This is a genomic window from Oceanithermus desulfurans (genome assembly GCF_014201675.1).
GTDB classification, from domain to species: domain Bacteria; phylum Deinococcota; class Deinococci; order Deinococcales; family Marinithermaceae; genus Oceanithermus; species Oceanithermus desulfurans.
In genome coordinates this window covers 179923-196967 of the sequence record NZ_JACHEZ010000001.1, presented here as the reverse complement: position 1 = coordinate 196967, position 17045 = coordinate 179923, and the positions used below count along the sequence as shown (strand labels likewise).

General features: G+C 70.5%; 17 protein-coding genes and 1 tRNA gene. 11 read left to right on the top strand and 7 right to left on the bottom strand.

Annotated elements, in window-relative coordinates; all coding sequences use genetic code 11:
- Positions 1–37 precede the first annotated feature (37 nt).
- From sufU to HNQ05_RS01075, 4 genes are read left to right on the top strand one after another with little or no spacing between them, the layout of a single operon-like run.
- Complete coding sequence (gene sufU, locus HNQ05_RS01090; RefSeq protein WP_147145218.1) at positions 38–469, top strand: Fe-S cluster assembly sulfur transfer protein SufU; 432 nt, start codon at positions 38–40, stop codon at positions 467–469.
- Positions 466–666 (top strand): hypothetical protein, encoded by a 201-nt coding sequence (locus tag HNQ05_RS01085; RefSeq protein WP_147145216.1) that lies wholly within the window; start codon positions 466–468, stop codon positions 664–666. Before sufU ends, HNQ05_RS01085 begins: the two co-directional genes overlap by 4 nt.
- The gene (locus HNQ05_RS01080; protein ID WP_147145214.1) at positions 654–1424 is read left to right on the top strand and encodes an alpha/beta fold hydrolase; all 771 of its coding nucleotides are present in this window, start codon (positions 654–656) and stop codon (positions 1422–1424) included. Before HNQ05_RS01085 ends, HNQ05_RS01080 begins: the two co-directional genes overlap by 13 nt.
- A gap of 2 nt (positions 1425–1426) precedes the next feature.
- Positions 1427–1693 carry a hypothetical protein gene (locus HNQ05_RS01075; RefSeq protein WP_147145212.1) on the top strand — a complete coding sequence of 89 codons (267 nt, stop codon included), beginning with the start codon at positions 1427–1429 and terminating at the stop codon, positions 1691–1693.
- Between the two features lie 6 nt (positions 1694–1699).
- On the opposite strand, the gene HNQ05_RS01070 is transcribed toward HNQ05_RS01075, so the two are convergent.
- Positions 1700–3628 carry a GAF domain-containing protein gene (locus HNQ05_RS01070; protein ID WP_147145210.1) on the bottom strand — a complete coding sequence of 643 codons (1929 nt, stop codon included), beginning with the start codon at positions 3626–3628 and terminating at the stop codon, positions 1700–1702.
- Between the two features lie 90 nt (positions 3629–3718).
- Between HNQ05_RS01070 and HNQ05_RS01065 the strand changes: the two genes are divergently transcribed.
- Genes HNQ05_RS01065 through HNQ05_RS01040 form a run of 6 tightly spaced genes read left to right on the top strand, consistent with a single transcriptional unit; the run spans position 3719 to position 12142 of the window.
- Positions 3719–4507 (top strand): c-type cytochrome, encoded by a 789-nt coding sequence (locus tag HNQ05_RS01065; RefSeq protein WP_147145208.1) that lies wholly within the window; start codon positions 3719–3721, stop codon positions 4505–4507.
- The gene (locus HNQ05_RS01060; protein ID WP_147145206.1) at positions 4504–8097 is read left to right on the top strand and encodes a nitrate reductase subunit alpha; all 3594 of its coding nucleotides are present in this window, start codon (positions 4504–4506) and stop codon (positions 8095–8097) included. The genes HNQ05_RS01065 and HNQ05_RS01060 overlap by 4 nt, the downstream gene beginning before the upstream one ends.
- Before the next feature lie 10 nt (positions 8098–8107).
- Positions 8108–9619, top strand: a complete 1512-nt coding sequence (narH, locus tag HNQ05_RS01055) for a nitrate reductase subunit beta (protein WP_147145204.1) — start codon at positions 8108–8110, stop codon at positions 9617–9619.
- Between the two features lie 4 nt (positions 9620–9623).
- Positions 9624–10124, top strand: coding sequence for a nitrate reductase molybdenum cofactor assembly chaperone (locus HNQ05_RS01050; RefSeq protein ID WP_147145202.1), 501 nt, complete (start codon positions 9624–9626; stop codon positions 10122–10124).
- Positions 10121–10810 carry a respiratory nitrate reductase subunit gamma gene (gene narI, locus HNQ05_RS01045; protein WP_147145200.1) on the top strand — a complete coding sequence of 230 codons (690 nt, stop codon included), beginning with the start codon at positions 10121–10123 and terminating at the stop codon, positions 10808–10810. The genes HNQ05_RS01050 and narI overlap by 4 nt, the downstream gene beginning before the upstream one ends.
- 21 nt (positions 10811–10831) lie before the next feature.
- Entirely contained in the window at positions 10832–12142 is a 1311-nt protein-coding gene (locus tag HNQ05_RS01040) for an MFS transporter (RefSeq protein ID WP_147145198.1), read from the top strand.
- Positions 12143–12187: 45 nt separating this feature from the next.
- On the opposite strand, the gene HNQ05_RS01035 is transcribed toward HNQ05_RS01040, so the two are convergent.
- Genes HNQ05_RS01035 through pyrF form a run of 4 tightly spaced genes read right to left on the bottom strand, consistent with a single transcriptional unit; the run spans position 12188 to position 15554 of the window.
- The gene (locus HNQ05_RS01035; protein WP_147145196.1) at positions 12188–13165 is read right to left on the bottom strand and encodes an NAD(P)H-dependent glycerol-3-phosphate dehydrogenase; all 978 of its coding nucleotides are present in this window, start codon (positions 13163–13165) and stop codon (positions 12188–12190) included.
- Between the two features lie 3 nt (positions 13166–13168).
- On the bottom strand, positions 13169–14206 hold the full coding sequence (locus tag HNQ05_RS01030) for a stage II sporulation protein M (RefSeq protein WP_147145194.1): 1038 nt from the start codon (positions 14204–14206) through the stop codon (positions 13169–13171).
- A 1-nt stretch (position 14207) separates the two neighbouring features.
- Positions 14208–14759 (bottom strand): orotate phosphoribosyltransferase, encoded by a 552-nt coding sequence (gene pyrE / locus HNQ05_RS01025; protein ID WP_147145192.1) that lies wholly within the window; start codon positions 14757–14759, stop codon positions 14208–14210.
- A 9-nt stretch (positions 14760–14768) separates the two neighbouring features.
- Positions 14769–15554, bottom strand: coding sequence for an orotidine-5'-phosphate decarboxylase (gene pyrF, locus HNQ05_RS01020; RefSeq protein WP_147145190.1), 786 nt, complete (start codon positions 15552–15554; stop codon positions 14769–14771).
- A gap of 95 nt (positions 15555–15649) precedes the next feature.
- Between pyrF and HNQ05_RS01015 the strand changes: the two genes are divergently transcribed.
- Positions 15650–15726, top strand: a tRNA-Val gene (locus tag HNQ05_RS01015).
- 48 nt (positions 15727–15774) lie between these two features.
- Here the strand turns inward: HNQ05_RS01015 and HNQ05_RS01010 are convergent.
- Positions 15775–16548 carry a hypothetical protein gene (locus HNQ05_RS01010; RefSeq protein ID WP_147145188.1) on the bottom strand — a complete coding sequence of 258 codons (774 nt, stop codon included), beginning with the start codon at positions 16546–16548 and terminating at the stop codon, positions 15775–15777.
- Between the two features lie 2 nt (positions 16549–16550).
- On the bottom strand, positions 16551–17042 hold the full coding sequence (locus HNQ05_RS01005) for a nitrous oxide reductase accessory protein NosL (RefSeq protein WP_147145186.1): 492 nt from the start codon (positions 17040–17042) through the stop codon (positions 16551–16553).
- Between the last annotated feature and the right edge of the window lie 3 nt (positions 17043–17045).

Below are 17045 nucleotides of genomic sequence, written 5' to 3'. Positions count from 1 at the left end.
CGCGCACCTCCGCGACACCCACTAGAATGGAGTTGGCATGAGCCTGCTCGAAGAACTCTACCGCGAGACGATCATGCAGCACGCCCAGCGGCCGCACAACTTCGGTCCGCTGGAGGACGCCACCGTCAAGGTCGGCGGCCACAACCCCAGCTGCGGCGACCGGATCGAGCTCTACCTCAAGGTCGAGGACGGGCGCATCGCCGAGGCCCGCTTCACCGGCCACGGCTGCGCCATCAGCCAGAGCTCGGCCAGCATGATGACCGACCTGATCCGCGGCAAGACGCTGGACGAGGCGCTGGAGCTGGAGCGTAAGTTCAAGGCCATGGTGGTCGAGGGCAAGCCCCCGGCCCCCGAACTCGGCGACCTCAGCGCCCTGCAGGGCGTGGCCAAGCTGCACGCGCGCGTCAAGTGCGCCACGCTGGCCTGGAACGCCCTGGAGCAGGCCATCGAGGAAGCGCAGCCGTCATGAAGGCCTACCGCGCCAAACAGGTCACCCCGCTGCTCGCGGGCGACGCCCACCTGATGCAGCTGTGGAAGGAAGCCGCGGGCGAGGACAAGATCGTCGCCTTTCAGAAGGACGGAGAGAACTGGGTCGGCGTCAAGGACGCGGCCCTGGTCGCGCTCTTGGAGTCGCGCGGCCTGAAAGGGGAACCATGGAATGGTTGATCGCCGCTAAACCGGTGGTGCTGCTGCACGCCTTCCCCTTTTCGCCCGAGATGTGGGCCCCCCAGGTGGCCGAGCTGGAAGGCCGCTACACGGTCTACGCGCCGGCCCTGCCCGGCTTCGGCGGCCGCGAGCCGGGCGCGGCGAGCCTCGAGGCCTGGGCCGAGGAACTGGGCGAAGCGCTCGACGACCTGGGCTTCGAGGAGGCGGTCTTCGTCGGCCTTTCCATGGGGGGTTACCTGGCCTTCCGCGTCTGGGACCTCTTCCCCGAACGCGTCGCGGGGCTGGTGCTCGCCGACACCCGTGCCCAGCCCGACGACGCCGCCGGCAAGGCGAAGCGCGCGGAGCTGGCTGCGCGGGTGCGCTCCGAGGGCACCGGGGTGCTGGTCGAAAGCTTCGTCCCCTCGGTGCTGGGCCCGGGGACGCTCGCTGCGGAAACCGAAGAAAAGCGCGCGGTCGTCGAATGGGTCGAACGCTGGGTGCGCGAGGCCGACCCCGAGGGGGTGGCGCGGGCGCTCGAAGCGCTGGCCGCCCGCCCCGACTCGCGGCCGCTGCTTGGCGAGATCGAGGTGCCGACGCTCGTCCTCGTGGGCGAGGACGACACCCTCACCCCGCCCGCCGACGCCCGCGCCATGGCCGCGGCCATCCCCGACGCCGAGCTGCTGATCCTCCCCGGCGCCGGCCACATGGCCAACCTGGAAAGCCCGGAGGCGTTCAACACCGCGCTCCTGGGCTTCCTCGAGAAGGTCTACGGAGGCTAGCCGTGAGCGAACACGAATCGCTTTCCGTCCTCGACAACCTGACGCTCTTCCGCACCATGCTGGTCCACGCCGAGGAAAAGGCGGTCAAGGACCGCGACTTCGACGAGGCCGAAGAAATCCTCGAGCAGGCGCGCGCCACCATCGAGGCGCTGAAGCCCGAGATCAGCCCCGATCTCTACGACGAGCTGATCCGCGAGTGGGTGGGGGCCACGCTCAAGGTGGACCACATTCAAAGCGACTATCCTCCCAACGAGTTCGACGAGCGCTGAGCCGCCTCACTCCCCCGCGAGCAAGGTCTGCTTGCGCAGCTCGATCTCGCGGGCGCGCGCCTCGAACCCCATCGAACGCAGCACCGCCGCCAGGCGGTCGTAGAGGTAGGGGTCGCTGGGGTCGATCGCGATCAACCGGCGGTAGAGCGAGAGCGAAGCCTTCTCCTGACCCATCGCCTCCAGCAGTTCGCCCGCCCGCTCCCCCGCGCGAACGGCCAGCGCGCGCAGGTAGGCGCGTTCCGCCTCGACCCAGTCCGCATAGGGCTCGTCGGCCAGGAACTCGCCGCGGAACAGGTCGAGCGCGGCCAGGTAGCCGGCCAGCGCCCGGCCCTCGTCGTCCTGGTCGTCGGCCTCCCGGATCAGCGCCTCGAAGCGCTCCACGTCGTAGGCGTACCCCTCGGTGAAGCGGAAGAGGTAGCCCCCCTCCACCGAACGCAGCATCTGCGGCGAGCCCGCGTCGGGCTCGATCTGCTTCCGCAGTTCGTGCACCACCCGCGCCACCCGGCGGGCGGCGTAGGCGGGGTCGAGGTCGGGCCAAAGCGCCTCGGCGATCTCCTCGGGGGTCTGCACCCGTTCGGGGTGGGCGAGAAAGAGCTTGAACAGTCGCCAGGGCAGCGTTTGGAACCGCTGCGGCGGCAGCGCTTCGCCCTGGATCCTTACGGACAGCGCCCCCAGCGCCCGGACCTCGAGACGGGGCGCGGGGGGCGGGTCCTCCGCCGTCGCCGCGCGCGGGGCGAGCAACTGCCAGGCCATGCGCTGCAGCCACAGCAACGGGGCCATCGCCCGCGTCTGCGGCCTGGGCACGCGCGAGAAGAAGATGGACTCCACGGCCACCACCTCGCCCTGGACGACCACGGGGAGGCAGTAGCGCGGCCGGCCCTCCTCCACCCAGGGGCAGGGGCGGCCCCCCGCCCGCACCGCGTAGGGTTCGCCGATCCAGACCGGGCAGTCCTCGCGGTCGCAGTTCACCACCAGCTGCGCGGGAACGGCGACGCGGTGGCCCGACCGATCCTTGTACTGGGCCGCCTTGGCCCCGGAGAACGCCATCGCGGACCGCAGCAACGACTCGATGACCGCATCGCCGGCCCGGTCGCTCAGCCGGCTCTGGCGCAACAGCGCCAGCAGCTGGCGCTCGCCCATGCTGGTGAGCACGCTGTAAACGCCCGCGGCCACGACCGGGGCCACCGCCTCGAGCAGCTCGAGCGCCGCGCTCTCGTCGGCGTTCGCATCCTTGCTGGCCAGGTTCAGCACCCCGATGACCCCCTGCGGCAGCTCCAGCGGAAAGACCAGGTAGGTGCGGTAGCCCGCCTCCTTCACCTTGAGACGCAGGTACCGCTCGTCCTCGTCCAGGCGGTGCGTGACCAGGGGGGAGCGGTCCACGGCCACGATGCCGGGGTACCCCTCCCCCAGGGCGAACCAGGGGCGCTCGAGGAAGGCGGAACGGTTTTCCGCGTCGAGGGCGGTGAGGATGAGGTACTTGTGCTCGGGATCGGCGAGAAAGAGCTCCGCGGCGTCCATGCCCGCGGCCCGGCGCAGCTTTCCCAGGAACAGCTCCGCGGTCTGGAAGAAACGCATCGGCTCGTCGACCATGCGCTGGGTGGCCCAGGAAAGCGAGAAGAGCACCTCGCCCAGCTTCGGTCGCCGGCGTTCGTCGAGCACGACCTGGACACCGGAGTCCTGAACGATCGCCTGGCAGCGCAGCCGCTGCCCGCGCACCCGCAGCCGCACCTCGGCCTCGTAGGCGCCGCCGCGCAGACGGGCGAGCACCGGGCAGCGGGCGCAGACGGGGCGGCCGAAGTCGTCCGTGCCCCGGACCACCTCCCAGCAGTAGCGGCCCAGCGCCGCCTCGGGCTCCAGCTCCAAGAGCGCGAGGGCGCGCTCGCTGGCCTGGACGATTCGCCCGTTTTGGTCGAGGCGAATGCGTCGGAGCGGCATGCTTCAACTATACCGCTACCGGGACATTTGTCCCCTACGCGGAAACCCGGGGGAAGGCCGCCTCCTTAGCGTGGGCTGAGGAGGTGCACGATGCGAAAAACGCTGGTCTTGGCGTCGTTGCTGTGGCTCGCCGGCGCAGCCTGGGCGGGTGGAGCCGAACTGTACGCGCAAAACTGCGCATCCTGCCACGGCCCCGGAGGCGAGGGCGTGGCCGGGGTCTTCCCGCCGCTGGCGGGCAACCCGCGGGCCGCGGACGCCGCCTACGTGGCGCGCGTCGTCCGCAACGGGCTGAGCGGACCGCTCACCGTGGGCGACCGGACCTATAGCGGCAGCATGCCCCCCTTCGCACAGCTCTCGGACGCCGACGTGGAGGCGCTGGCCGGGTACGTGGCCGGCCGTCTGGCGGCGGTGGGAGCAGCCCCGGCGCCCGGGCCCGGAACTACGGCGGCCGCGGCGGCCGGCGACCCTGAGGCGGGCCGTGCCTACTTCCTGGGGAAGCGCCGCTTCGCACGCGGCGCCACGCCCTGCGTCGCCTGCCACGACGCCCCCGGCACCGGCGCCCTCGGCGGGGGCACCCTGGGCCCCGACCTCAGCGACGCGGGCGCGCGGTTCGGAGCGGGCCTCGCCCAGCTGCTCGAGCGCCCGGGCTTTAAGGTGATGCGTTCGCTCTATGGCGACCGCCCCCTCACCCCGGAGGAGGCGCGCGACGTGGCCGCCTTCCTCGCCTCCGGCAGCGGCGCGCCCGCGCCCGCCGCGCGCGGTTGGCGGTTCGCAGGCCTGGGGGCGCTGGGCACGCTGCTGCTGTTCCTCGTCCTGTTCCCCTTCTGGCCCCGGCAGCGGGAGAGCTACCGCGATCGTCTCTTGAGGAGGAAAGCATGAAGGACTGGATCAAAGAGCTCGAGTCCCCAGCGGAACGCAAGTGGGAGGAGTTCTACCGCAACCGCCACCAGCACGACAAGCGGGTGCGCACCACCCACGGGGTGAACTGCACCGGCAGCTGCAGCTGGGAGGTCTACGTCAAGGACGGGATCGTCACCTGGGAGCTGCAGGCCACCGACTACCCTCTGCTCGAGGAGGGGCTGCCTCCTTACGAGCCGCGCGGCTGCCAGCGGGGCATCAGCTACTCCTGGTACCTCTACAGCCCCATCCGGGTGAAGTACCCCTTCGCCCGGGGCGCGCTCGTCGACCTCTGGCGCGAGGCGAAGAAGCAGCACGCGGATCCGGTGGAGGCCTGGGCGGCGATCCAGTCCGACCCCGAGAAGCGCCGCCGCTACCAGCAAGCCCGCGGCAAAGGGGGCTTCCGCCGGATCACCTGGGAGGAGGCTTTGGAGATCGTCGCCGCCAGCACGGTGCACACGATCAAGAAGTACGGCCCCGACCGGGTGGTGGGCTTTTCTCCGATCCCGGCGATGAGCCAGGTCAGCTACGCCGCGGGCAGCCGCTTCCTGTCGCACCTGGGCGGCACCATCCTCAGCTTCTACGACTGGTACTGCGACCTGCCGCCCGCGTCGCCGGAGATCTTCGGCGAACAGACCGACGTCAACGAGTCCGCCGACTGGTACAACAGCCGCTTCATCGCGGTGATGGGCTCGAACCTCAACATGACCCGCACCCCCGACACCCACTTCATCTCCGAGGTGCGGCACGCCGGCGCGAAGCTCACCGTCTTCAGCCCCGACTTCTCCCAGGTCGCCAAGTACGCCGACTGGTGGGTTCCCACCAACCCGGGCCAGGACGGCGCCTTTTGGATGGCGGTGGACCACGTCCTGCTCAAGGAGTACTACGCCGACCGCGAGACCCCCGAGTTCAACCACTACCTCAAGACCTACAGCGACGCCCCCTTCCTCGTCGAGGTGCGCGACGGCCGGCCGTACCGTTACCTCCGCGCCGCCGAGCTCGAAGGCTACGCCGACGTCGAACACAACGAGTGGAAGCTGCTCGTCTGGGACCGCGAGCGCGGACCGAGCATGCCCCAGGGCAGCATCGGCTACCGCTGGGCCGAGAAGGAAAAGGGCAAGTGGAACCTGGAGATGAAGGACGGCAAGACCGGGGCGCCGATCGAGCCCGAGCTCTCCTTCTTGGAACGCCACGACGAGGTGCAGCAGCTCGCCTTCGACGACTTCGCCGGCGAGCGCACGCTCCAGCGGGGCGTGCCCGTCCGCCACGTCCAGACCCGCCGCGGGCGGGTGACGGTGGCCACCGTCTTCGACCTGCTCATGGCCCAGTTCGGGGTCGGCCGGGGCCTGCCCGGGGAGTACCCCGAAGGCTACGACGACCCCCAGCCCTACACCCCCGCCTGGCAGGAGGCCTACACCGGGATCCACCGCGACACGGTGCTGCGCTTCGCGCGCGCCTGGGCCGAGAACGGCCTCAAGACCGGGGGTAAGAACCTGATCATCATCGGGGCCGGCGTCAACCACTGGTACCACAACAACCTGATGTACCGGGCCGGCATCGTGGGCCTGATGCTGACCGGCGCCGTGGGCAAGAACGGCGGCGGGCTCGCCCACTACGTGGGGCAGGAGAAGGTGGCCAACCAGGCCTCCTGGGGCTCGATCGCCTTCGCGCTCGACTGGGGAATGCCCCCGCGGCACCAGAACACCCCGAGCTTCCACTACGTCCACACCGATCAGTGGCGCTACGAACGCGGCTCCAAGGACTACGACAAGACGCCCGGCGCCAACGAGCACCACACGATCGACCACCAGATCCGCGCGGTCAAGCGCGGCTGGCTGCCCTTCTTCCCCCAGTTCAACCGCAACTCGCTCGAGCTGGCGCGCGAGGCCGAGGCGGCCGGGGCCCGGAGCGAGGCCGAGATCGTCGGCTACGTGGTGGAGAAGCTCAAGAAGGGCGAGCTCAAGTTCGCCGTCGAGGACCCCGACGCCCCCGAGAACTGGCCGCGGGTCTGGTTCATCTGGCGCGGCAACGCCATCGGCACCAGCATGAAGGGGCACGAGTTCATGCTGCGCCACTACCTGGGCACCCACTCGAACGCGGTCGCGCAGGAGTGGGCCAAGGACGAGGTGCACGAGGTCGCGTTCCGCGAACCCGCACCGGAGGGCAAGTTCGACCTCGTGGTCGATCTCAACTTCCGCATGGACACCAGCGCCCTCTACTCCGACCTGGTCCTTCCGGCGGCGAGCTGGTACGAGAAGCACGACCTCAACACCACCGACATGCACACCTTCGTGAACCCGATGCAGCCGGCGGTGCCGCCCGTCTGGGAGTCGAAGCCGGACTGGGAGATCTACAGTCTTTTTGCCAAGAAGGTGGCCGAGCTGGCCCGGACCCACCTGCCCGAGCCGGTCAAGGACGTGGTCATGCTGCCGCTGCAGCACGACACCCCGGACGAGCTGGCGCAGACCGAGGTCCGCGACTGGTGGAAGGGCGAGGTCGAGGCCGTCCCGGGGAAGACGATGCCCAAGTTCCGGGTGGTTGAGCGGCGCTACACCGAGATCTACGAGCGCATGGCCTCGCTGGGGCCCGCGCTCGAGAAGAACGGCGTCGCCGCCCACGGCCTCAAGATCCCGGTGGCCGAGGAGTACCGGGCCCTCAAAGAGCACCAGCCGCGGAAGAGCGAGGTCCTGGGCGGGGTCTTCCCCGCGCTGGAGGACGGCCGTCAGGTAGCCGAGGCCATCCTGCGGCTCGACCCGGTGACGAACGGCGAGGTAGCCTACCGCGCGTTCCTGGAGGAAGAAAAGAAGACCGGCCTCAAGCTGGCCGACCTGGGCGAGAAGAACCGCAGCGTACGCATCACCTTCGACGCCATCGTGGCCCAGCCGCGGCGCCAGCTCACCACCCCGACCTGGTCGGCGATCCTCAACGACGGCCGCGCCTACAGTCCCTTCACCCTCAACGTCGAGCGGCTCGTCCCCTGGCGCACCCTCACCGGGCGCATGCACTTCTACCTCGACCACGAGGGCTACCTCGCCTGGGGCGAGCACCTGCCCACCTACAAGCCCCGCCCCGACGTGACCATGCTGCTGGAGACCGAGGTGACCGAGAAGGAGGCCAAGGGGCGGCTGATGAACTACATCACCCCCCACGGCAAGTGGTCGATCCACTCGACCTACTCGGAAAACCACCGGATGATGACGCTGTCCCGCGGCGGCTACCCCATCTGGCTGAACGACAAGGACGCGGCCGAACTGGGGATCCGCGACAACGACTGGGTCGAGCTCTACAACGACAACGGCGTCTTCGTGCAGCGCGCCATCACCTCGGCGCGCATCCCCCGGGGTACGGTCTTCGTCTACCACGCCACCGAGCGCACCGTGGGCATCCCCAAGTCCCCCTTGCGAAAGAAGCGCGCGGGGATGAACAACTCAATCACCCGGGCCCGCCTGAAACCGGTCCTGATGAACGGAGGGTACGCCCAGTTCACTTACTTCTTCAACTACTGGGGACCGACCGGCGTGAACCGCGACACCTGGGTCTTCGTCCGTCGCGTGGATCGCCCGGAGTACTAGGAGGCGCAGGATGAACGTACGCACCCACATGAGCATGCTCTTCCACCTGGACAAGTGCATCGGCTGCCACACCTGTTCGGTGGCCTGCAAGAACCTCTGGACCGACCGCGAAGGCACCGAGTACATGTGGTGGAACAACGTGGAGACCCGTCCGGGCACCGGCTACCCCACGGGTTGGGAAGACCAGCAGTTCTACCAGGGGGGTTGGCGTTACGACGGGCGCGGCGGGCTCTCGCTGCGGCTGCACAATAAGACCCAGGGCCTGACCCGGCTCTTCTTCAACCCCGCCCTGCCGGACCTCAAGGACTACTACGAGCCCTTCACCTTCCGCTACGGCGACCTCTTCACCGCCCCCGAGGGCGACGACCAGCCGACGGCGCGGCCCGTCTCGATGATCACGGGCGAGCCGATGGAGATCGAAACCGGCCCCAACTGGGACGACGACCTCTCCGGCTCGGACGTCTACGCCCGCAACGACCCCAGCCTGGAGGGGCTTTCCGAGCAGGTGCGCGCCCAGCTCGAGGAGATCGAGGGCGTGGTCTTTAACTACCTGCCGCGCATCTGCAACCACTGCCTGAACCCCGCCTGCGTCGCCGCCTGCCCCTCGGGGGCGATCTACAAGCGCGGCGAGGACGGGGTGGTGCTGGTCAACGAGAACAAGTGCAAGGCCTGGCGGATGTGCGTCGCCGCCTGCCCGTACAAGAAGGTCTACTACAACTGGTCGACGGGCAAGAGCGAGAAGTGCATCCTCTGCTTCCCCCGGCTGGAGACCGGTCAGGCGCCGGCCTGCGCCCACTCCTGCGTCGGCCGCATCCGCTACATGGGGGTGCTGCTCTACGACGCCGACCGCATCCCCGAGGCCGCGATGGTCGACGACCACGACCTGGTCGAGACCCAGCTCGAGGCCATCCTCGACCCCTTCGACCCCGAGGTGATCGCCGCGGCCAAGAAGAACGGCGTCACCGACGACTGGATCAAGGCAGCCCAGGACTCGCCGGTCTACAAGTTCGTCAAGGAGTGGCGCCTGGCGCTGCCGCTGCACCCCGAGTTCCGGACGATGGCCATGATGTTCTACATCCCGCCGCTCTCGCCGGTGATGAGCGTCGTGGAGGACCGCGCCCTCAACCTGGCGCTGGACACCAGCGGCCCCGAGTTCGAGCTCTTCGCCGACCTCACCAAGGCGCGCCTGCCGGTGCGCTACCTGGCCAACCTCTTCTCCGCGGGGAACGAGGGGATCATCGAAGGGGTGCTGAAGCGGCTCCTGGCCGTGCGCATCTTCAAGCGCGCCGAGTCCGTGGACGGCGGACTCAACGACGCGACCCGCGCGGCGCTGGATGAGGTGGGGCTGACCCCGGAGACGGCCGAGGCCATCTACCGGCTGACCACGCAGCCGACCCTGGACGAGCGCTTCGTCATCCCGCCCTACCACCGGGAAGCCTCGATCGAGGCCTGGAACGATCCGCTCGAGCGCAAGGGGCAGGAGGGCTTCGGCTACATCCAGCCTCCGGTGAGGGGGGAGTAGACCGATGTTCGAAGCCCTGGCGCTCGCCTTCACCTACCCCCGGGAAGGCCTGCTGGAGGCGCTCGAAGCGGAGCTCGAGCGCGCCCCCGCCGGCCCCGCCCGAAAGGCCTTCGCCCGCTTCGTGGCCGAGGTGAAACGGCTCGAGCTCGCCCGCTGGGAGGAGGTGTACACCGCGACGCTGGACATGAACCCCAGGCTGGTCCCCTACATCGGCTACGTCGTCTGGGGCGAGAGCTACCGGCGCGGTGAGTTCCTGGCGCGGCTCAAGCAGGCGATGGACCGGCTGGACCTGGACACCGCGGGCGAGCTGCCCGACCATCTGGTGCCGGTGCTGCGCTACCTGGCCCGCACGGACGAGCCGCTGCCCGAGCTCCTGGAGGTTCTCGAGCCCGCCCTCGCCCGCATCCGCAAAGACCTGCACGCGCTGGAAGCGACCAACCCCTACCTGCACCTGCTGGACGCGCTCCTGCAGCAGGTGCCCGCACCCGAGAGGAGGAAAACGTGAACTGGAACCGTTTACTCTTCGAGATCTTCCCGTACCTGGCGCTGGTCGTGGCGGTGGTGGTCACCCTCTACCGCTACGCCTACCGCCCGTTCTCGGTTTCGGCGCTCTCCAGCCAGCTGCTGGAACGCCGGCTTCTCTTCTGGGGGTCGCTGCCCTTCCACTGGGGCATCACCCTCATCCTCACCGTGCACCTGATCGCCTGGATCTTCCCCGAGGCCATCTACGCCTGGAACGCCTCGCTCTTCCGCCTGTACCTGCTCGAGGTCAGCGGCTTCGCGCTGGCGCTGTGGACCCTGGCGGGACTCGTCGTCCTGCTGTGGCGGCGGCTGGTCAACGCCAGGGTGCGCGCCACCGCGACGGCCATGGACTACCTCGTCCTCTTCGCGGTGCTCATCTCCGTACTCACCGGGCTCTACACCGCCTTGGCCTACCGGTTCGGCAGCAGCTGGTTCGCGGGAACCATGGCGCCCTACCTGACGAGCATCCTGACGCTGCGCCCCCGCCCCGAGCTCGTCGCCGACCTGCCCTTCGCCTTCCAGTGGCACGTCTTCAACTTCTGGGTGCTGCTGGCCCTCTTCCCGTTTTCCCGGCTCGTGCACATCATCACCGTACCCTTGGGGTACGTCGCCCGCCCCTGGCAGATCGTGATCTGGGTGCGCCGCCGTTTCACCCAGCCCAACCCCTAGTCGAGAAGGAGGAGGCATTCCGTGAGCACAGAAGCGTTCAAGAAACACCGCATCAAGTCCAACCCCGCCGAGGCCCTCATCGCCGCCACCATCGGCTTCTTCGTCGGGTTCGCGGCCGTGGCTCTGTTCAACGTCACCGCGAAGAACTTCAAGGACGCGATGGGGCTCGACCCCGTCCAGGTCGGGCTGCTCGTCGCCATGCCGATGCTCTCGGGGTCGCTGCTGCGCATCCCCTTCTCCGCCTGGGTCGACACCGACGGCGGGCGCAAGCCCATGCTGACCCTGCTCACCATGGCCATCGTCGGCCTGCTGGGTCTCATCGCCCTGATCGTGGCCTACTATCCGGACCGGCTCAACGAGGGCCTCTACCCCCTGCTTTTGTTGCTGGGCTTTCTGGCCGGCTGCGGCATCGCCACCTTCTCCGTAGGGATCAGCATGGTCGCCTACTGGTTCCCGCAGCACCGCCAGGGATGGGCGCTCGGCACCTACGCGGGCGTGGGCAACCTGGCACCGGGGATCTTCACCTTCCTGCTGCCGGCTGCGCTGGCGGGCTGGGGCCTGCTCGGCGCCTACGTCGCCTGGACGGGGCTGCTGGTGCTGGGCACCCTGATCTTCATCGTCATCGGCTTCGGGGCCCCCTTCTTCCAGCTCGTCAAACACGGCGTCCCCCGCGAGGAGGCGATCACGATCGCGCGCGAGCTGGGTCAGGAGATCTTCCCCGCCGGCTCGGTGCTGGAGACGCTGGTCATCAGCGCCCGCAACTGGCGTACCTGGGTGCTCGTGGCCCTCTACTTCACCTCGTTCGGCGGCTTTTTGGCCCTGACCGCCTGGCTCCCCACCTACTGGCGCGAGTTCCACCAGGAACCCGTGCGCACCGCCGCCTACCTGACCGCCTACTTCTCCATTCTGGCCTCGCTCATCCGCGTCTGGGGCGGCTCGCTCTCGGACCGCATCGGCGGCGAGAAGACGGCCATGCTGGCCTTCGGCTCGGTGCTCCTGGGGGCGCTGGTCATGGTGGTGGCCCAGAGCTTCCCGCTGGCCTTCCTGGGCGAGACGATCATCGGCCTGGGGATGGGCATCGGCAACGCCGCGGTCTTCAAGATGGTGCCGTTCTACGTGCCCGACGCGGTGGGGGGCGCCTCCGGCTGGGTCGGGGGGCTGGGCGCCTTCGGGGGCTTCGTCGTTCCCCCGATCATGGGCTTCTTCGTCAAGGAGCTCGGCCCCGCCCGCGGTTACCCCGAGGGCTTCACCGTCTACATCGCCCTGGGCGTCATCGCCCTGCTGTTCGTCTGGCTGCTGCAGTCGACCCGCAGGTTTTACAAAGCCGCCTGAGCCGGCTCCCGTCCGTGCGGCCGCGCGATGCGCGGCCGCACGGCTTCATTCGGGCTTGGGCTCGCGGCGCATCAACTCCTCGAGCACCCGCCGCGGGTCGTCCCCGCGGTACACGACCCGCCACACCGCCTCGGTGATGGGAAGCTCCTCGCCGCTGCGCGCGGCCCACTCGTGCAGCGCCGCGGTGGTGTGCACCCCCTCGACGACCTGCCGGCCCGTTTCCAGATCGGCCAGGGTCGCCCCGCGGGCGATGCGCTCGCCAGCGCTGCGGTTGCGCGAGAGCGGGCTCATGGCCGTGGCCATCAGGTCGCCGAGGCCCGATAGGCCGTAGAAGGTCTCCACCGCGCCGCCGTGCGCGGTGCCGAAGCGCACCATCTCGCGCAGACCCCGGGTGAGCAGCGCCGCCTTGGCGTTGTCGCCCAGCTCGAGCCCGTCGGCCATCCCCGCCGCGAGCGCCATCACGTTCTTGAGCGCGCCGCCCAGCTCCACCCCGGCGACGTCGGGAGAGGTGTAGACGCGGAAGGTGGGGCCGCCCAGTGCCCGCTGCACCCGCGCGGCGAGCTCCGCGTCCTCGCTGGCCACCACCGCCGCCGCCGGCAGCCCACGGGCCACCTCGAGGGCCAGGTTGGGCCCCGAAAGCACGGCCACCCGCGCCGCGGGCGCGGCCCGGCGCATGATCTGGGAGATGCGCAGCAGCCGGCCCTCGGCGAAGCGCACCCCCTTCACCGCGGAAACGTAGGCCTCCACCGGGGGCATCCCGGCCAGCACCGTGCGCACCCCCTTGGTGGGAACCGCCACCAGCACGAAGGCCGCCCCCTCGACGGCGCGCTCGGCCGTGCAGACGGGCCGCACCCCCTCGGGGAGACGAACCCCCGGCAGGTACGCCGCGTTCTCACGGGTGGCCAGCAGCGCCTCGGCGAGCTCGCACCGCCGCGACCAGAGCGCGACCCGGTGCCCGCTCCGCGCCAGCAGCACGGCCAGCGCCGTGCCCCAACCCCCGGCTCCAAGGACGGCGACGTTCACGGTCTACCTCAGCAGGTACAGCAGCTCGAAGGCCTCGTACCAGGCCCCCGCGAGCAGGAAGAAGGTGCCCAGCAGCAGGGTGAGGCCCAGGTAGCGCAACCCGGCGCGGAAACCGCCGCCACGGAAGGTCTCCCAGAAGAGCACCAGCCCTCCGAAGGTCACCAGGATGTACCCCTGGAGCTCGATCAGCAGCGTCGGGATGTGCCAGACGTAGACCGACCAGGGGATGACGGCGGGGCTGAGTGCGAAGCCGAAGACGTAGTAACGGGCGGCGTTGACGAGCAAGGCCGGAAGCCCCAGGAGCAGCGCGGGGAAGAAGCTGGTCAGCAGCAGGCCGTGGGTGAAGTTCCAGTAGAAGATCATCCAGGCCAGCCCGCTGACCCCGCCCTTCACCCCCTCCTCGAGCCCGATCGTCTCGATGGCGCCGCCGACGGCCTCCTGCAGCGCCCGCGCCAGGTCCGGCATCGCGTAGGCCAGCAGGGCGCCGAAGACGAAGAGGCCGTAGAGCAGCAGGTTGACCACCCAGTAGAGCCGCCGGTAACCCCGCAGCTGCGCCCAGGCGCCGTGCAGCCAGCGGCTCACGCCCCCCTGAACCGCGTTGAGGAGGAGCAGCAGGCTCACCGCCGCGAAGATCCAGCGGGTGACGGGGCTCTTCACCCATCCGGGCAGCAGGCCGCCGCTGGGGCGCCAGGCGATCCGCTCCACCCGGCCGTCGGTGACGACGACGACCACCTCGCCGCCGATGGAGCCGCTCACCGCCGGGAAGCGCACGCGCTCGCCCCCGGCGGGCAGGGCGTCCACCTGGGCCTCTTCGAGGTTGACCTCCAGCTCGGGCGGGGGCGGCGGGAAGGCCACCGTGCGCCGCAACAGATCGGCAATCTCCTCGGGCGTCTTGCCCTGCAGGTCCTGGACCGACACCGCGGGCGTCAGCTCCCCGGCGATCCAGCGGTTCACCGCGTCGCGCGCCAGCGCCACCGGATCGGCGGCTTGCGCCCAGGCTGCGGCCAGCAGCACCCCCACTCCCAAGATCCAACGTCGCATGCTACACCTCCTCGAGCGGCCGGCCCAGCCGGCAGAGCGGGCAGGCTTCGGGATCGTAGGCCGGCGCCTCGAGCCGGGCCAGGGCCACGAAGGGCGCGCCGAACCGGGCCGAGCCGCCGCTGCGGTCGATGATCGCCGCGGCCGCCTGCAAGACCGCCCCGCGCGCCTGCGCGGCCTCGATCGCCTTGCGCAGCGAGCCGCCGGTGGTCACCACGTCCTCGACGGCCAGGAAGCGGTCGCCCGCGTTCACCTCGAGTCCGGGACGGATCGTCATCCCGCCCTCCGGGGTCTTCTCCGCGAAGACCGCGCGCGCGCCCAGCGCCCGCGCCACCACGAAACTGAGCACGACCCCGCCGATCGCGGGCCCGATCACGAAGTCGAAGCGCTCGTCCGGAAACTTTTCGGCGATCGCCTCCCCCACCGCCTCGGCGAAGAGGGGGTGCTGCAGCAGCGCCGCCGACTGCAGGAAGACGGGCGAGTGGCGGCCGCTGCGCAGCAGGAAGTGCCCCTCGAGCAGCGCGCCGGTCTTGCGGTAGAGCTCCAGAACGTCCACGGTCCCATCCTACCCGGCGAGGTCGCGCAGGTAGGCCGCGGCCTGACGCCGGGCGGCCTCCAGGTCGGGCCGGCCGTCCGGGTAGAAGAGGCTGCGCGAGGCCGACCACAAGAGCCCCGCGCCCGGGAGCGGCGACGCGCCCTGCGCGCCCAGCCCCGGCACCAGGAAGAGGCTCGCGGGCAGAACCGGGCGCAGCGCTTCCAGGGCCTCGGGGTGGGTGCCGCCCACGACGGCCCCCACCCGACTCCAGGGCTCCGCCGGCCAGGCCTCGGCCCAGGCGGCCACCCGCTCGGCCACGCGCAGGTAGAGGGGCCGGCCGCCGGCGTCCAGGTCCTGGAAGTCGGCCGAGCCGGGGTTCGAGGTCTTGACGAGGACGAAGACCGCGCCGCCGCCGCGGGCCGCGGCGGCGAAGAAGGGCTCGAGCGCGTCCCCGCCCAGGTAGGGGTTCACCGTCAGGGCGCTGCCCGGCCAGCGCTCGAGCGTGGCCCGGGCGTAGGCCGCGGCGGTGGTGCCGATGTCGCCGCGTTTGGCGTCGTGCACGACCGGCAGCCCCAGCACCCGCGCGGTGGCGACGAGGCGCTCGAGCAGCGCCCAGCCGCTTCCTCCCAGCGCCTCGAAGAAGGCGTACTGGAACTTGACCGCGGCCAGGTCGGCGGCCAGCGCTTCCATGAGCCGGGTGGCGTAGCCTTCCAGGTGCGCGAGCGGGTCCGGCCCCGGGTGCCACGCCGGTCGCGGATCCACCCCCAGCACCAGCGGCGGCCGCGCCGCCACCTCCGAAACGAAGTCGAAGCCCATGCCCCCATGCTACTTCAGGAGGCAGCGAAGGCCGTTCACGGCGCGAAATCCGCCTTGACACCCCGCGCGCCGGCGTGCTAGCTTAAGGTTCGCGCGGGCGGTTAGCTCAGATGGCTAGAGCGCTCGCTTCACACGCGAGAGGTCGGAGGTTCAAGTCCTCTACCGCCCACCAAAGACCCGGCCCCCAGGGCCGGGCGTTTCTTTGCAGCCGCGCGCCGGCTCAGCGGTCCCTGCGCGCGAAGATCCAGCCCGCCAGCGCGAAGAAGAGGGCGACCCAGAATCCGAAGGTCGCCAGCATCAGGGCCGGTCCCCACGCCCCCAGGAAACGGTCGAGCAGGTAGCCGACGGGCCCCACGAGCACCGGCACCCCCAGCGTCTTCAGCAGCCCGATCCGCGCCAGCTCCATGGGGTTGGAGAGCACCGCCGCGAGGAGCGGTGCCTCCAGGGGCCAGTCGGCGAGGGCCACCGCAAGCCCCACGACGACCGGTTCGTAGAGCAGCACCAGCGCGGCCCAGAAGGCCAGCCCCAGGCCCAGGGCCCGCGGCGGCTCGGGGCTGAAGGCCGAGGCCAGCGCGGCCACCCCCGCCCAGTAGAGGCCCACCAACGCCAGCAGGCCAAAAAGCAGCAGCGCCGGCCCCGCGCCGAGGCCCAGCACGCCCCCCGCGAGCCCGGCCCCCAGCAGCAGCGGGGGCAGGAAGGCCGCGGCGACCCCGAAGGCGCCGGCGCGGTAGAGCCGCCCCGCCTTGCCGGGAAAGGCGGCCCAGAAGGCCCACTCCTCGCGCTCGGCGAGCATCGGCACCGCGAGCGCCAGCCACAGCGGCGGGAAGGCCAGCAGGGCGAGGGCGAAGGTGCTGACCAGGCCCACCTCCGGGCCCCGGGCCGCGAAGACCGCGGCGAAACCCGCGAGCGCCGGCGCCGGCGCCCAGGCCCAGGGGTTGCGCAGCAGCGCCTTGAGGTAGAGCGTGAAGAGGGCGGGGGCCTTGAGCTCGGACATGGTCAGTAGGGGGGCACCCAGGCGTGCTGCCGGCCTTCGGCCACCAGTTCGTCCCAGCGCATCCGCCGCACCCCCTTGAGCCGGCGCTCCTGGACGAAGCGGTCGGCGTCTTCGGGGCGGGCGAAGGCCACCAGCCCCCCACCCATCGGGGTACGGATGCGCCGGTGGTAGAGGAAGACGAGCCCGTCCACGGCGCGCAGCCCGGCCCGGTCCGCCTGCGAGGCGGCGAAGTCGGCGGCGTAGAGCTCGCGCGGCGCCACCTTGGGCCCGCCGTAACCGTTGAGGTGGTCCACCAGGCACTCGATGGCGTCGTAGCTGTAGACCTTGCCGGTGCGCGTAACCATCTGGGCGGCGTAGCGCGCGTCGATGACGGTCATGTTGCAGTAGGGGCAGACGTCCACCCCCACCCGCACCGGTCGCGCCTCGGCGAGCACCCCCAGGCTCCAGGGGACGCCGAGGCCGATCAGGCCCTTGAGCAGGTCGCGGCGCTTCATCGC

What these genes read in the sequence shown, in the direction of transcription:
- sufU (WP_147145218.1), top strand. Translation starts at nt 38, where the DNA reads ATGAGCCTGCTCGAAGAACTCTACCGCGAGACGATCATGCAGCACGCC.
- HNQ05_RS01085 (WP_147145216.1), top strand. Translation starts at nt 466, where the DNA reads ATGAAGGCCTACCGCGCCAAACAGGTCACCCCGCTGCTCGCGGGCGAC.
- HNQ05_RS01080 (WP_147145214.1), top strand. Translation starts at nt 654, where the DNA reads ATGGAATGGTTGATCGCCGCTAAACCGGTGGTGCTGCTGCACGCCTTC.
- HNQ05_RS01070 (WP_147145210.1), bottom strand. Translation starts at nt 3,628, where the DNA reads ATGCCGCTCCGACGCATTCGCCTCGACCAAAACGGGCGAATCGTCCAG.
- HNQ05_RS01065 (WP_147145208.1), top strand. Translation starts at nt 3,719, where the DNA reads ATGCGAAAAACGCTGGTCTTGGCGTCGTTGCTGTGGCTCGCCGGCGCA.
- HNQ05_RS01060 (WP_147145206.1), top strand. Translation starts at nt 4,504, where the DNA reads ATGAAGGACTGGATCAAAGAGCTCGAGTCCCCAGCGGAACGCAAGTGG.
- narH (WP_147145204.1), top strand. Translation starts at nt 8,108, where the DNA reads ATGAACGTACGCACCCACATGAGCATGCTCTTCCACCTGGACAAGTGC.
- HNQ05_RS01050 (WP_147145202.1), top strand. Translation starts at nt 9,624, where the DNA reads ATGTTCGAAGCCCTGGCGCTCGCCTTCACCTACCCCCGGGAAGGCCTG.
- HNQ05_RS01030 (WP_147145194.1), bottom strand. Translation starts at nt 14,206, where the DNA reads ATGCGACGTTGGATCTTGGGAGTGGGGGTGCTGCTGGCCGCAGCCTGG.
- pyrF (WP_147145190.1), bottom strand. Translation starts at nt 15,554, where the DNA reads ATGGGCTTCGACTTCGTTTCGGAGGTGGCGGCGCGGCCGCCGCTGGTG.
- HNQ05_RS01010 (WP_147145188.1), bottom strand. Translation starts at nt 16,548, where the DNA reads ATGTCCGAGCTCAAGGCCCCCGCCCTCTTCACGCTCTACCTCAAGGCG.
- HNQ05_RS01005 (WP_147145186.1), bottom strand. Translation starts at nt 17,042, where the DNA reads ATGAAGCGCCGCGACCTGCTCAAGGGCCTGATCGGCCTCGGCGTCCCC.